Raw genomic sequence first — 12665 nt, 5'->3', positions numbered from 1 at the left:
CTCATGGAGGTCTGTCGGAGATCTCATCGACGGCCGCTGTACTGCTGAGCGAGAAGAGTGCCCGGCAGCGGGCGGAGTGAGCGAGGAGCGCACCCATGAGGAAGAAGACCATCTGGACCGTGGTGGCGGGCACCAGCGCCGCCGTGCTGGTGCCGGGTGTCGCCTATGCCCTGGTCGCCGGGGGTGCCTCGATGCCCACGGAGGGGCCCGGGATCGGCAGCACGGGCGCCGACGGGGCGGTCGGCGATGCCGCCGAGCAGTCCGTCGCCGACGGTGCGGATCTGGCCATCGACCGCGCCTCGGACGAGTCGGCCGCTCAGGTGGTGTCCCCGCAGCAGGTCCCGGCGGTGGAGACGCTGAGCTCGGCCGGCTCGCCGCTGTCCCCGATCTCGGCGATGCCCGCCGTCACCGCAGTCTCCGCGCCCTCGGCTCCGTCGGCGCAGTCCGCAGCTCCGGCGCCGAGGTCGACGACGCAGCAGGCCCCGTCAGCACCGAAGTCCTCGACCACCACGAAGAAGGCCCCCGCGCCGAAGCCGACCGTGCAGTCGGCGGCGTCACCGGTCTCGGCGCAGAGTGCGGCCTCCCCGGTCTCCGCGCAGAGCGCCGACTCGCCGCAGTCGCCCGACTCCGCGGACTGAGCGCCACTGCGCTGTCGGGACCGCAGTGCTGTCGGAACCGCAGTGCTGGCGGAACCGCAGTGCTGCCGGAGCCGCAGCGTCTCGTCGGAACTGCAGCCCGGCAACCCCGCCCCATGTCAGCAGCCCGGCACCGAATCATCGGTGCCGGGCTGCTGGGTTTCGGGCGTGGGCGTCAGTCGCGGCCCAGGAGCCGGTCCATCGGCACGAAGTCGGCGAACTCCGCATCGAGCGTGGAGCGTGCGCCGCGAGCCGGTGCCGGCTCGGCCCCAGCCGTCGCCGCCGCTCCGTCGGCGTCCGCCGCGGCGTCACCGAGCCCCGCCTGCAGCAGGGTCGCGAGCTCAGCGGCCGCGCGCCGCACTCGCACGGTGAGCGGCTGCCCGTCGGCCTGCCCCTCGGTGTCGGCGCCGAAGTCCGAGGAGGCGGCGAACACCGCCGTCGAGACGACCTCGGACTTCAGGTAGCTGAACATCGGGCGGATCGCGTAGTCGATCGCGAGGGAGTGGCGGGCCGTGCCGGCGGTGGCGCCGAGCAGCACCGGCTTGTTCTTCCACAGCTCCATGTCGACGGCGTCGAAGAAGGTCTTGAACAGTCCGGAGGGGCCGACGTTGAACACCGGGGTGACCGCGATGATCGCGTCGGCCGCCCGCACCTGCTCGATCACCATCGCCAGCTTCTCGCTGGGGAAGCGGGTGAGCAGCGCGTCGGTGATGTCGTGGGCGTACTCACGCAGCTCCACGGTGGTCACCTCGACCTGGCTGCCGTCGCGGCTCAGTGCCGCCGCCGACTCACGGGTGAGCTGGTCGGTGAGCATCCGGGTGGAGCTGGGCGTGGAGAGCCCGGCGGTGAGGGCGACGAGACGGAAGGTGCGGGTCATGGGGTGATCCTCTCAGGAGCGGGTGGGCCGGCCGTGATCAGTTGCGAGCGTCCTCGGCGCGCAGGCCGGTCCAGTTGTCGCCGGTCTCGAACCGGTAGGCGTCGTCGAAGGCGCCGTTCTTCGCAGCAGCGGCGGCGACCCGACGGGCGTGCGTGGGCGCCTCGGGGACGTCGGCCGGCTTGCGGGCCTCGAGCTCCTTGCGCAGGACCGGGACGACATCGGTGCCCAGCAGTTCGATCTGCTCGAGGACCGTCTTCTGCGGGAGCCCCGCGTGGTCCATGAGGAACATCTGGCGCTGGTAGTCGCCGACGTGGTCCGCCATGGTCAGGTAGCGCTCGATGACCTGCTCGGGGGAGCCGACGGTCAGCGGGGTCTGCGCGGTGAAGTCCTCCATCGTGGGGCCGCCGCCGTAGACCGGGGCGTTGTCGAAGTAGGGGCGGAACTCGTTGATGGCGTCCTGGGAGTTCTTGCGCATGAACGCCTGGCCGCCGAGGCCCACATAGGCCTGGTGGGCCTTGCCGTGGCCGTAGTGCTCGAAGCGCTCGCGGTACAGCTGCACCATCTGCTTGGTGTGGGACATGGGCCAGAAGATGTTGTTGTGCAGGAATCCGTCACCGTAGTACGCGGCCTGCTCGGCGATCTGCGGGGAGCGGATCGAGCCGTGCCAGACGAAGGGTGCCACGCCGTCCAGCGGGCGCGGGGTGGAGGTGAACTGCTGCAGCGGGGTGCGGAACTCGCCCTCCCAGTTCACGACGTCCTCGGTCCACAGCCGGCGCAGCAGGTCGTAGTTCGAGATCGCGATCTCGACGCCCTTGCGGATGTCCTGCCCGAACCAGGGGTAGACGGGGCCTGTGTTTCCGCGACCCATCACGAGGTCCACACGGCCGCCGGTGAGGTGCTGCAGCATCGCGTAGTCCTCGGCGATCTTCACCGGATCGTTGGTGGTGATCAGCGTGGTCGCGGTGGAGAGGATGATCGTCGAGGTCTGCGCGCCGACGTAGGCGAGGGTGGTGGTGGGGGAGGAGGTCACGAACGGCGGGTTGTGGTGCTCGCCGATCGCGAAGACGTCCAGGCCCACCTGCTCGGCGAGCTTGCCCTGCTCCACCATGGACATCAGGCGCTCGTGCTCGGTAGGGACCCTGCCCGTGGTGGGGTCCGGCGTGATGTCGGCGATGGTGAAGATTCCGAACTGCATGGTGGTCGCTCCTCGCGGTAGATGTCGGTGCCCGGAAGCGGTGTGCCGGTGTCGTCCTGCTCGGCCGCCTCAAGCGATGGTTCAAGATTAAACTATATCTTTCGGGTGTGCAAGCCCGGGGTGACGGCGGTCCCCATATCCGCAGTGGAGCCCGGCCCGGCCGGGCGTGGTGGGCGGTCGCGGGAGCCGGAGGCGAGCCGGGGCGCAGATCCGTCCGCTCCGCGGTGCAGACGGTGGCAGGATGTCTTCCCATGACACGAGAGAGCATCGAGGCCCTGTTGGACGCGACCCGGTTGGCCGGGCTGGAGACCACCGACGGAGGCAGGATCCTCGCGAAGGTGTCCGCCCCGAACGCGAAGGGCACCGCCTACCGCAGCGCGCTCGTGGAGCTCGACGGCGACCGCATCCTGCCGCTGACCCGCGGTGACGCTTCCATCGGCGCTGTGGCCGCCGCCGAGGACGGCACCACCTTCTTCACCGCCAAGCGGGTGGGTGAGGACGGCGAGGAGGCCGACGACGCCCAGCTGTGGGCGCTGCCCGTGCGGGGCGAGGCCCGCGAGCTCGCCTCCCGGCCCGGCGGCTTCGGCAGCCTGCACCTGGCCGGCGGCCGGCTCCTCACCGAGCTCGAGGTGCACTCGCTGGCCACGGACGAGACCGAGCACGCCACGCTCACCAAGGAGCGCACCGAGGCGAAGGTGACCGCCGCCCTCCATGCCGGCTTCCCCACCCGCTACTGGGACCACGATCTGGGCCCCACCCGCCCCGTGCTCGCGATCGCGACGCTGCCGGAGGACCTCGCGTGGGCCGAGCCGACCCCCGCTCCCGGGGCGGAGGAGAGCCCGAACGCGGGGGAGGAGGCCGACGACGCCCCGGCGCCGCAGCTCCTGCACTTCCGCCACCTCACGATGCCGGCCGGGCGCCTGCTCGACTGGACCGTGGACCGGGCCGGCACCCGCGCCCTGGTCTCGATGCAGGACTCCCGCGGCGACCTGCTCGGCACTCCTGACCTGTACCTGCTGGACCTCGCCGGCGAGCAGCCGCCGCGCCTGCTGCGAGAGGCGACCGCGGAGATCGAGTGCGACCCCGGCGAGTTCAGCCCGTCCGGCACCCGCGCCCTCATCGGCCGCTCGCGCACCTGGACCCAGCAGGCGACCCTCTCGAGCGCCGTCGAGCTCCTGGATCTGAGCACCGGGGACTCCGTCCCGGTGTGGCCCGAGCTGGACCACTGGGTGGATCCGGTGTGGCTCGACGAGGAGACGCTGATCGCGACCAGCGACGACCAGGGCCGCGGCTCCGTCTGGATCGGCGGGGTCGCGGATCCCGCGCCGCGTCGTCTCGCCGGCGGGCCCGGCCAGGACCTCGCCTTCTCCTCCGCCTCCGTGGCGGGCGGCGCGATCATCGCCTCGGCCTCCGGGATCTCCATCGCCCCGCACCCGGTGCGCATCGACCCCGCCACCGGCGAGGTGGCCGGCCTTCCGAACCCGGCGGATGCCGTCGAGCCCGTCGGCACCCTCACCGAGATCGCCGCCACCGCCGAGGACGGCACCGACCTGCGCGCCTGGCTGCGCCTGCCCGACGGTGAGGGCCCGCACCCGCTGGTGGTCTTCGCCCACGGCGGCCCCTGGGGTTCCTGGAACGCCTGGACCTACCGCTGGAACCCGAACCCCTTCGTCGCGGCCGGATACGCCGTGCTGCTGCCGGACCCCGCCATCTCCACCGGCTACGGCCAGGCGATGATCGACCGCGGCCAGCACGAGCTGGGCGGCGCCCCCTACACCGACATCATGGCGCTCACCGATGTGACCGTCGCCCGTGCGGACATCGACGCCGAACGCACCGCCTTCGCCGGCGGCTCCTACGGCGGCTACATGGCCAACTGGGTGGCCGGGCACACCGGAGACCGCTTCCGGTGCATCGTCACCCACGCCTCCCTGTGGGACACCGACACGATGGGCCACACCACCGACAACTCCGGCTGGGAGCGTCCCATGCGGGAGCAGAACGACCGGTACAACCCCAAGAATTTCGTGAGCGAGATCGTCGCGCCGATGCTCGTGATCCATGGGGACAAGGACTACCGGGTGCCGATCGCGCAGGGCCACGCCCTCTGGTACGACCTGCACGAGTTCTCGGCCACCCCGCGCGACGCCGAGGGCCGCACCCAGCACCGCTACCTGTACTTCCCCGACGAGGGCCACTGGATCCAGGGCCGCGGCAATGCGCAGGTCTGGTACGAGACCTTCCTCGGCTTCCTCGATCAGCACGTGCGCGGCGACGCCTGGCAGCGTCCCGCGACGCTGGGCTGAGCGGACGGGACGATGACCGGCCTGCTCCTCGGGGCGTTCAACGCGCGGGGCGTGGGCGGGCTGCCGCTCGTCGGCGGTGGCACCGTGCGCACCGGCGTGCTGCTGCGCTCGCGGCTGCGCCACGATGCGTGAGCGTTGAGCCCGGTGCGCTGAGCGCTGCGCCTCCTCAGAACGCGGGCAGCAGGGTGGCGCTGTGCTCCTCCTCGAGGAAGCTGCGCACGGCGTCGCTGGTCATCGCCCGGCGCAGCACCTGGATCTTCTCGGAGTCCTGGTTGTCCTCGCGTGCGATCAGGGAGATGGTGAAGCGCTGGTCCACGAGCTCCTCGAGCAGGAGTGCGTCGGCCGGGGTCAGGCCCACCTTCTTGATGTAGGAGGGATAGCTGTAGACCAGCGCCATGCCCTCCTCGTCGTAGGCGGAGGGCAGGTTCAGCAGGTCGATGTTCACGAACTCGAGGGACAGGGGGTTGTCCACGATCTCGCTCACGCGGCCCTCGAAACCGGCCTCCTCGGGCAGCGTGATCAGGCCCTCGTGATGGAGGATCGCCAGCGCTCGGCCCTCGTTGGTGAGGTCGTTCGGGATCGCGACCTTCGCGCCCTCGGGGAGCTGCTCGATGGTGTCGTGGGCCTTGGAGTAGAAGCCGACCTTCGCGTCGTAGATGCCGTCCAGCAGCACCAGGTTCGCGCCGTTGGCCTCGTTGAAGGCCTGCATGTACGGCTCGTGCTGGGCGAAGTTCGCGTCGACCTCGCCGTCGGCGAGCACCCGGTTGTACTGGACGTTGTCGCTGACCTGCACCAGCTCGACCGTGTATCCCTCCTCGGCGGCGACCTCGCCGGCGAGGGTGACCACGTCGGTCATCGGCGGCAGGTGGGAGGCCACCTTGATGACCTTGTCCTCCTCGCCGCCCCCGGATCCGCCCGCGCCGCAGGCGGCGAGGGTCAGGGTGGCGGTCCCGGCGAGGGCGCTCACGGCGAAGCTGCGGCGGTTCATCAGGTGTCGGTTCATGGGGGTCTCGTTCCTGGTCGAGGGCGCTCAGCGCGCCCGCTTGTCGATGATGCGGGCAAGCAGGGTGCCCGCTCCCTGGATGACCATCACGGACACGACCATGATCAGGATCGTCGTATACATCAGGTCGTATTCATAGGTCTGGTAGCCGTACCGGATCGCGAAGTCGCCCACGCCGCCGCCGCCGACGACGCCCATGATCGTGGAGTAGCTGACCATCGAGATCGTCACCGTGGTCAGGCTCAGCACCAGGCCGGAACGGGCCTCGGGGAACAGGAACAGGCCGATCAGCTGCAGCGGCCCGGCGCCGAGGGAGCGGGCGAGCTCCACGGTCTGCTCGGGCACGTCCAACAGGGTCTGCTCGGAGAAGCGGGCGTAGAGCGCCGCGGCCACGAAGGCCAGCGGCACCGACGCCGCGGTGGTCCCGAAGGAGGTCCCCACCAGAGCGCGGGTGAAGGGGATCAGCGCCACCACGAACAGCAGGAAGGGCACCGAGCGTACGACGTTCACGTACGTGTTCAGCGCCCGGTGCAGCCAGGGCCGGGGGTAGGGCCCGCCGGGCCGGGCGAGATAGAGCAGGGTCCCGATCGGCAGCCCCACCAGCACCGCGGCGACCATGGAGTTGACCATCATGATCCCGGTCTCGAGGATCGAGAGGACGATCTCGCCGCGGTATTCGGTCAGTCGTGCCAGCAGGTCGCTCATCCCAGGAACTCCCGGGCACGCTCGGCGTAGGAGTCGAAGCGCTCCTGCGCGGGCGGCGGGGTCACCTCGGTGAGGGCGGCGAGACGGCCCCGCTCGAGCACCGCGGCCCGGTCACAGGAGGACTTGATGACGTCCAGTTCGTGGCTGACCAGGATGATCGTGGTGCCGAAGCGGTCGCGGACGTCGCGCAGGATCGCCATGACCTCCTCGGTGGTGCCGGAGTCGAGGGCCGAGGTGGGCTCGTCGCACAGCAGGATCCGCGGCTGGGTGGACAGCGCCCGGGCGATCGCCACCCGCTGCTTCTCTCCGCCGGAGAGCTGGCTGGGGTGCTTGCGGTGATGGTCCGCCATCTTCACGAACTCGAGCATCTGCATCACGGTGTCGCGCTCGCGGCGGCGCTGCAGCCGCAGGGGACGGGCCACGTTGTCGAAGACGGTCGAGTTGCCCAGCAGGTTGAACTGCTGGAACACCATGCCGATGTCGCGCCGCCGTTCCCGCAGTGCGCGAGGAGCCAGGGTACCGAGGTTCTCGCCGTCCACCAGCACGGTCCCGGAGGTCGGGGCCTCGAGGTGATTGATCAGTCGCAGCAGCGTCGATTTCCCGGAGCCGGATTCGCCGACGATGCCGAACATCTCGTGGTCCTCGATGGTGAGGGTGATGTCTGTCAGCGCGGTCACCGTGGAGCGTCCCTGGGGGAAGCTCTTGGTGACATTCCGCAGCTCGATCATCGTCGAGCCAGCCTACCGAGGACGCAGGTCAGACGGTTATGTCCTCCATCACCCTCTGTTGTGGCCCCTCAGCTCCACGACGGGCTCACCCTGCCCGCGGAGCAGCTTGGAGACCGGGCAGCGGGCGTGCGCGGCCTCGGCCAGCTCCTGGGCCCGGGCCGGGCCGACGCCCTCGATGCTCATCAGGGCCCGGGGGGCGAAGCAGAAGCCACCGGCCGGGTCACGATGCAGCCCCACCTCGACGCTCACCGCGCTCTCCGCGGAGAGTCCCTGCTCGGCGAGCACCACCCGCAGCGTCTCCCCGAGACACGTGCTCCAGGCCATCGCCAGGAACTGCTCGGGGTTGAATCCCTCAGCTCCCTCGACGGGACCGCCCGTGGGCAGTGCGACCTCCGCGCCTGTGCTGACCTCCCCGCCCGCGCGGGCCTCGGGAGATCCGAGGTCGACGGCGGAGGAGCCCTTCACCAGCACCCGGCCGGAGGTGCCACCGGTGTTCTCGACCCGGGCGGTGTACAGCGCTCGGGCAGCGGGGTCGCCGGTCCCTGGAGCGCGAGCGGAATCGGGGGCAGGTTCGGTCACCATCGCTCGAGGCTACGCCGCGATGCTCATCCGGGTCGAGGAGCGTCGGGGGTAGCCACTGTGAGCGTGACCGCGTCGCCCAGGCTGCGCACCGTCCCGGTGACGGGCACCTGCGAGAGCACCGGCTCCTCGTCGGCGACGGAGACGGACGCGCCGCCCGCCTCGATGATCCTCACGGCGAGCCCCAGCGCCTCGAGGGCGGTGCGGGCGGCGAGGACGGTGCGGCCGACGAGGTCGGGCACCACGCGGAGTTCGTCGGCCCCCTGGGGCGGGGGGATCGGCACGATCGTGAAGGTGAGGGTGGCCGAGATGTCCGCCGTGTAGCCGTACTGGTTGGCGTAGCCGGCATCGACGGGAGTGGCGTACAGCGTCGCCGGCAGGAGGTTGAGCCCGAGCCGTGCGGGGACGATCGCGGTCTCCGATCGGGTGACGGGCAGCGGTGTGACACCCGTGCCATCGGTGCCGGCGGCGCCGTTGCCGAGCCGGAGCGACACCTTCACCTCGCCGGTGGTCGACGGGAGCGCGTAGAAGGTGGGCCGGTATCCGATGGCCTGCAGGAGCTTGATGCGTTCGTCGTCGGAATCGGTGTAGAGGTCCAGCACGGCGGCCAGAGATGCCTCGTCGAGCGCGTGCTGCGCGGCGGCGACACCGACGCCGACGGAGGCGATCACCTCGCCCAGCGGTGCGGCCACCACGTCATGGATCAGCTGGGTCTCACTCATCGCTCTCACTCCTCACTCCGAAGACCACGAGCACCGCGGTGCCGAACTCGGCAGTCCCGCCGTGCGCCGGATGCTGGGTGACGGCCTGCCCGGGGATCCCCTGACCGGCCGACAGCTGCTGGGTGGCGCTCTCCATGCGGAACCCGACCGACCGCAGCACGCGCGAGGCGGCCGATGCGGTGAGTCCCAGGACGCTCGGCACTCCCTGTGTCGGGACCGCCGAGGTCGCCGCGTCGACGACGAGCTCCGCGCTGAGCCCGGAGCCGTCGCCGGAGCCGTCCATCACGATCGTCTGGCCGTCGTCGCCGAGGCGGCCGCGCAGGTCGAGCTTCACCTCGGCGAGGCGGAAGGGTGTGGTCTGCCGGGCCAGCTCGGTGTTGGTGATGCTCAGCTGGGTGCCGAGGCCGGAGATGAGGTCCACGACCTTCGTGGGCGTGCCGAGGGTCGTGGTCAGCCGGTCCACAGTGGCGAGGGACTCGGACAGCTCGCGGCGCACCCCGTCCAGGGTGGCCTGGCTGTCAGTGAGCTCGCGGCGCACCCCGCCCAGAGCGGTCTGGCTGTCGGCCAGCTCGCGGCGCAGGTCCCGGATGACCGGCCCTGACTCGTCGTTGTCACCGTCGTCGTCACCGCCGCCGGCCGTCGGCTGCTCCTGGGGGGCGCCGATGACGGAGTGGCCCTCGGCTTTGAGGCCCTTGCGATGGTAGGGCTCCTCGAGGAGGCGGAGCTGACCGAAATCGGCCAGCAGCAGGTCCCTCTCGGAGACCCAGATCGGGTCGGAGGAGATGACGTGGGGCGTCTGGGTGGACTGGTCCAGCAGGCGCAGTACCACCGGAACCGTCGTGCGCGGGGTCGGTACGGAGTCGGGGAGCTCGATCTCGAACTCTCCGCCGTCGATCTCCTCGAGGGTGGTCCAGCCTCTGGGCCCGAAGCCCTGCAGCAGGATGCTCCGGCGGGTGACCGGGGTGTTGTCGGGGCCGACGATGCGACCGATCGCGAGTGTCGGCATCAGACTGCCTTCCCGGTGGTGATGCGGGCCATGGTGGTGCCCAGCTCGGCGGTGATCAGCACGACGGATCCCACCCGCAGCTGGTCGCCGAAGGACACCTCGGTGGAGGCCCGGCCCTGCGGGTCCGTGGTCAGCACGGCCGCGCCGAGCGCCACATTGCCGGGGATCCGAGGGTCCGCCACCCCGGCTGCTGCGGACAGCGCCTGCGAGGTCGCGAGATCGATGTTGAGCTGCACGGTGGCGCCGGCGAGCAGCTCCCCGGAGGTGCTGGACGCCTGCACCGCGAGCTGCCGGGTGGCCCCGCTGCCCGTCGCGGTCAAGGAGAGGACCGGCAGCGGCATGCCCTCACCGGGCGGGATGGCGACGAAGCGGCCCGAGACCTTCGAGGTCACCTCGCTGCTGCTGCTCGAGCGACCCACGGGCTTGAAGAACAGGAAGGCACGACGGCCATCCTGCGTGGTCTCCGTGACCAGCCGGAAACCGATCTCGAAATCCAGGTAGGGCAGTCGGTACTGGGGGACGGGCCGGCCGGAGCTGTCCAGTGGGGAGACCGCACTGAGCTGCTCCTGCGCCTCCGTGATCGAGTCGGCGAGCCCCACGATCACGGTCTCCAGCGTGTCGGCGATGAATCTGCCATCGGGCATGGTCAGACCCCCTTCTCTGCTCTGCTGCTGGCTGTGGTGCTGCGCCGGTCGAGGCGCTCGGTGTCCTGCTGCTCTGCCCGGCGCTCCTCACGGCGCTGCTCTCGGCGCTGTGCGCGACCCTGTTCGTGCCGCAGCGCGTGGCGGCCTTCGTGACGCTCGGCGGCGCGCTGCTCTTCGCGGTCCAGCGCGGAGCGTCGCTCCAGGGCGCGCCGGCGGGCGGCCTCGGCGCGAGCGAACAGGTCGCCGGAGCCGCCGGAGTCCGTATCGAGCACCCGGTCGCGCGTCTCGGCGTAGCTGCCGACGCGATCCAGAGGACCGGCCATCAGCTCCTGCGCCTGCTGCCGGCGCCTGGCGAGCCCGTCGGCCAGCTGTTGAGGGCGGGTCAGGAACTCGTCGGACCGATCGAGTGCGCTGCGCACCTGGTCATAGCGGCCGAGCCCCGAGCGGAGCGGCCCGGACAGCTGCGAGCGAAGATCGCTGCCGGCTCCCGTGAGGGCGCCCGGCCCCGACGCGGACGGTGCGGTGCCTCCGCGGGGGCGCACTCCTCCCAGCGATGCCGCGCCGGCCCGGACGGCGGCCAGGGCATCGCGAGCGTCGGCCCAGGAGGCGATCTCCGCGCGGCGCTCCCTGAGCCCGGTGACCGGATAGCGGGCATCCGCGGCGGCGGCGGCTGCGCCGGCCGGGCTGGTCAACCCGGACAGCTGGGATTCGAGCCGCTCGCGCTCGGCCAGCAGCCCGGCCAGGCGGGAGTCGCCGGCAGCAGCCTGGTGGAGCAGCTCAGGGCTCGTCGGCGCAGGCGCGGCAGGTGGGGAATGGCCGACGCCCGCGGACTCAACAGGGCCCGGGCCCGGGGTGAGATCGCGCCAGCTGCGCCGAGGCATGAGGTCACGCCTCGGCGACGGTGGCGGTGATCATCGCTCGGATCCGCTCCTGCAGGATCTCCGGCGCGGGGACCGGCACCAGCTTGGTGCGCATCAGCGAGGACCCCTCGGAGGAGTACTGGTACTTCGCGGAGAAGCTCGCCGAGACCGAGCTGACGCTCATCGACGCCGAGGCGCTGAAGAAGCCCACGCTGCCCGAGACGCCCGCATTGACCTGGGAGCTGCTGCGTTCGGTGTTCGACTCCCGGGTCGTCGAGATCGAGAGCTTCAGCTCGATCAGCGTGTCGACGAACTGGTAGAAGGTCGGTGTGAAGCCCAGCTCCAGGAGCGAGTACTCCTTGCCGTCGCCGAGCTTGACTAGCATCGTGCGCTCCGGCGCCGCGGGCGGCGTGGGGGCGGGTTCGCCGGGCACCGGCTCCGGATCGGGCTCGAAGCCGGCCATCATGCGCGCGATCTTCATCGAGACCAGGTCGAGCTCGTACTGGGCCTCGGCGATGCCGGTCCCGAGCAGTCTCACCATCTCGGGGAACGGCGTGTTGGTCATCTCTGTGGACACGGACATGGTGCACCTCGCTCAGGCGTCGGGGTCGGTGTATTCGGGCAGCAGCGCGCGCTCGGCGTCGATTTTTATGCGGCGCATCTCCTCCTCGGTCTCCATGAACGACCGGATCCGGTCCTCGAGCACGGGCGGTGTCGGCACCGGCGCGATCTTCGTGCGCAGGATGGAGGCGCCCTCGGCGGAGTACGAGTACTTCGAGGAGTACGACGCGTCGACCTGGCTGGTGGTCACGGCGGACTCCTTGGTCCGGTCCCCGAACAGGCCCAGGAAGCCGGATCGGCCGCTGCGCGAGGACTGCGTCCCTGAGGTCGTGCTGCGGCCGTAGCCATACTCGTGGGTGCGGGTGATCTTGATGGCGATCTTCACCTCGATGATCGTGTCGACGAACTGGTAGAACGTCGGGGTGAAGCCGAGCTCCATCATCGAGTGGCGCACCGGGACGCGGATCCGGCGCTCCCGCTCTTCCGGAGTGAGATCGTCGAATATCTTGCCCCCGGGGAGCGCGGCGATGGCGTCCTCGACGAACTCGGTGAGTTTCAGCGTCTCCTGGACGTCGAGCGTGCCGGTGAGGGCATCGTCGACGGCGGCGTACGCGAGCGCGTCCGGGAGGTTCATGTACTCGTAGCCGAAGAAGACGCGGGAGTCGTCGAACGTGACCGTGCCCGTCTCGTCGTAGACGGTGGTCAGGCCGCCCATCATCTCGGCGGTGTTGATCGAGGAGGCGTCCAGCGCCGCCTGACCGTCGGCGATGGCGAACGCCATCTGCCGGATCATGTCCCCCATGGGGACGTTCAGCAGTTCTTGACCGATGGACATGGCGGATTC

At 70.7% G+C, this 12665-nt stretch carries 15 protein-coding genes; 3 read left to right on the top strand and 12 right to left on the bottom strand.

What is annotated here, in order from left to right; genetic code table 11:
* Positions 1 to 95 precede the first annotated feature (95 nt).
* A complete protein-coding gene (locus Q0937_RS09440) occupies positions 96 to 638 on the top strand; it encodes a hypothetical protein (RefSeq protein ID WP_299302879.1) in 543 nt (180 codons plus the stop codon).
* A gap of 172 nt (positions 639 to 810) precedes the next feature.
* Here the strand turns inward: Q0937_RS09440 and Q0937_RS09435 are convergent, their stop codons facing one another.
* Positions 811 to 1512 (bottom strand): CE1759 family FMN reductase, encoded by a 702-nt coding sequence (locus Q0937_RS09435; protein WP_299302877.1) that lies wholly within the window; start codon positions 1510 to 1512, stop codon positions 811 to 813.
* A 37-nt stretch (positions 1513 to 1549) separates the two neighbouring features.
* Positions 1550 to 2707, bottom strand: a complete 1158-nt coding sequence (locus Q0937_RS09430; RefSeq protein ID WP_299302874.1) for an LLM class flavin-dependent oxidoreductase — start codon at positions 2705 to 2707, stop codon at positions 1550 to 1552.
* Between the two features lie 251 nt (positions 2708 to 2958).
* On the opposite strand from Q0937_RS09430, the gene Q0937_RS09425 reads away from it, so the two are divergent.
* Together Q0937_RS09425 and Q0937_RS09420 are read left to right on the top strand one after the other, a co-directional pair.
* Positions 2959 to 5013, top strand: a complete 2055-nt coding sequence (locus tag Q0937_RS09425) for an alpha/beta fold hydrolase (RefSeq protein WP_299302871.1) — start codon at positions 2959 to 2961, stop codon at positions 5011 to 5013.
* Between the two features lie 12 nt (positions 5014 to 5025).
* Positions 5026 to 5145: a tyrosine-protein phosphatase gene (locus Q0937_RS09420; protein WP_299302868.1), complete on the top strand. Its 120-nt coding sequence runs from the start codon at positions 5026 to 5028 to the stop codon at positions 5143 to 5145.
* 34 nt (positions 5146 to 5179) lie between these two features.
* Here Q0937_RS09420 and Q0937_RS09415 read toward each other — a convergent pair whose 3' ends face one another.
* From Q0937_RS09415 to Q0937_RS09370, 10 genes are read right to left on the bottom strand one after another with little or no spacing between them, the layout of a single operon-like run.
* On the bottom strand, positions 5180 to 6016 hold the full coding sequence (locus Q0937_RS09415) for a MetQ/NlpA family ABC transporter substrate-binding protein (RefSeq protein ID WP_299302865.1): 837 nt from the start codon (positions 6014 to 6016) through the stop codon (positions 5180 to 5182).
* 27 nt (positions 6017 to 6043) lie between these two features.
* Positions 6044 to 6721, bottom strand: coding sequence for a methionine ABC transporter permease (locus tag Q0937_RS09410; protein ID WP_299302862.1), 678 nt, complete (start codon positions 6719 to 6721; stop codon positions 6044 to 6046).
* Positions 6718 to 7449, bottom strand: coding sequence for a methionine ABC transporter ATP-binding protein (locus Q0937_RS09405; RefSeq protein ID WP_299302859.1), 732 nt, complete (start codon positions 7447 to 7449; stop codon positions 6718 to 6720). The genes Q0937_RS09410 and Q0937_RS09405 overlap by 4 nt, the downstream gene beginning before the upstream one ends.
* 48 nt (positions 7450 to 7497) lie before the next feature.
* A complete protein-coding gene (locus Q0937_RS09400) occupies positions 7498 to 8031 on the bottom strand; it encodes an OsmC family protein (protein WP_299302856.1) in 534 nt (177 codons plus the stop codon).
* A 23-nt stretch (positions 8032 to 8054) separates the two neighbouring features.
* Positions 8055 to 8750: a PASTA domain-containing protein gene (locus tag Q0937_RS09395; RefSeq protein ID WP_299302853.1), complete on the bottom strand. Its 696-nt coding sequence runs from the start codon at positions 8748 to 8750 to the stop codon at positions 8055 to 8057.
* On the bottom strand, positions 8743 to 9756 hold the full coding sequence (locus Q0937_RS09390; protein WP_299302850.1) for a PASTA domain-containing protein: 1014 nt from the start codon (positions 9754 to 9756) through the stop codon (positions 8743 to 8745). Before Q0937_RS09390 ends, Q0937_RS09395 begins: the two co-directional genes overlap by 8 nt.
* Complete coding sequence (locus tag Q0937_RS09385; protein ID WP_299302847.1) at positions 9756 to 10400, bottom strand: hypothetical protein; 645 nt, start codon at positions 10398 to 10400, stop codon at positions 9756 to 9758. Before Q0937_RS09385 ends, Q0937_RS09390 begins: the two co-directional genes overlap by 1 nt.
* A gap of 2 nt (positions 10401 to 10402) precedes the next feature.
* Complete coding sequence (locus Q0937_RS09380) at positions 10403 to 11281, bottom strand: hypothetical protein (RefSeq protein WP_299302844.1); 879 nt, start codon at positions 11279 to 11281, stop codon at positions 10403 to 10405.
* 4 nt (positions 11282 to 11285) lie between these two features.
* The gene (locus tag Q0937_RS09375; RefSeq protein ID WP_299302841.1) at positions 11286 to 11843 is read right to left on the bottom strand and encodes a hypothetical protein; all 558 of its coding nucleotides are present in this window, start codon (positions 11841 to 11843) and stop codon (positions 11286 to 11288) included.
* 12 nt (positions 11844 to 11855) lie between these two features.
* Entirely contained in the window at positions 11856 to 12656 is an 801-nt protein-coding gene (locus Q0937_RS09370) for a hypothetical protein (RefSeq protein ID WP_299302838.1), read from the bottom strand.
* Positions 12657 to 12665 lie beyond the last annotated feature (9 nt).

The organism is uncultured Brachybacterium sp., assembly GCF_947500705.1.
Classification (GTDB): domain Bacteria; phylum Actinomycetota; class Actinomycetes; order Actinomycetales; family Dermabacteraceae; genus Brachybacterium.
Note: the sequence above shows the minus strand (reverse complement) of the source record. Positions and strands in the feature narration are given on the sequence as shown.

Coding starts and splice junctions, on each gene's coding strand:
- Q0937_RS09440 (WP_299302879.1), top strand. CDS start 96: ATGAGGAAGAAGACCATCTGGACCGTGGTGGCGGGCACCAGCGCCGCC.
- Q0937_RS09380 (WP_299302844.1), bottom strand. CDS start 11,281: ATGCCTCGGCGCAGCTGGCGCGATCTCACCCCGGGCCCGGGCCCTGTT.
- Q0937_RS09375 (WP_299302841.1), bottom strand. CDS start 11,843: ATGTCCGTGTCCACAGAGATGACCAACACGCCGTTCCCCGAGATGGTG.
- Q0937_RS09425 (WP_299302871.1), top strand. CDS start 2,959: ATGACACGAGAGAGCATCGAGGCCCTGTTGGACGCGACCCGGTTGGCC.
- Q0937_RS09385 (WP_299302847.1), bottom strand. CDS start 10,400: ATGCCCGATGGCAGATTCATCGCCGACACGCTGGAGACCGTGATCGTG.
- Q0937_RS09420 (WP_299302868.1), top strand. CDS start 5,026: ATGACCGGCCTGCTCCTCGGGGCGTTCAACGCGCGGGGCGTGGGCGGG.
- Q0937_RS09405 (WP_299302859.1), bottom strand. CDS start 7,449: ATGATCGAGCTGCGGAATGTCACCAAGAGCTTCCCCCAGGGACGCTCC.
- Q0937_RS09400 (WP_299302856.1), bottom strand. CDS start 8,031: ATGGTGACCGAACCTGCCCCCGATTCCGCTCGCGCTCCAGGGACCGGC.
- Q0937_RS09435 (WP_299302877.1), bottom strand. CDS start 1,512: ATGACCCGCACCTTCCGTCTCGTCGCCCTCACCGCCGGGCTCTCCACG.
- Q0937_RS09410 (WP_299302862.1), bottom strand. CDS start 6,721: ATGAGCGACCTGCTGGCACGACTGACCGAATACCGCGGCGAGATCGTC.
- Q0937_RS09370 (WP_299302838.1), bottom strand. CDS start 12,656: ATGTCCATCGGTCAAGAACTGCTGAACGTCCCCATGGGGGACATGATC.
- Q0937_RS09390 (WP_299302850.1), bottom strand. CDS start 9,756: ATGCCGACACTCGCGATCGGTCGCATCGTCGGCCCCGACAACACCCCG.
- Q0937_RS09415 (WP_299302865.1), bottom strand. CDS start 6,016: ATGAACCGACACCTGATGAACCGCCGCAGCTTCGCCGTGAGCGCCCTC.
- Q0937_RS09395 (WP_299302853.1), bottom strand. CDS start 8,750: ATGAGTGAGACCCAGCTGATCCATGACGTGGTGGCCGCACCGCTGGGC.
- Q0937_RS09430 (WP_299302874.1), bottom strand. CDS start 2,707: ATGCAGTTCGGAATCTTCACCATCGCCGACATCACGCCGGACCCCACC.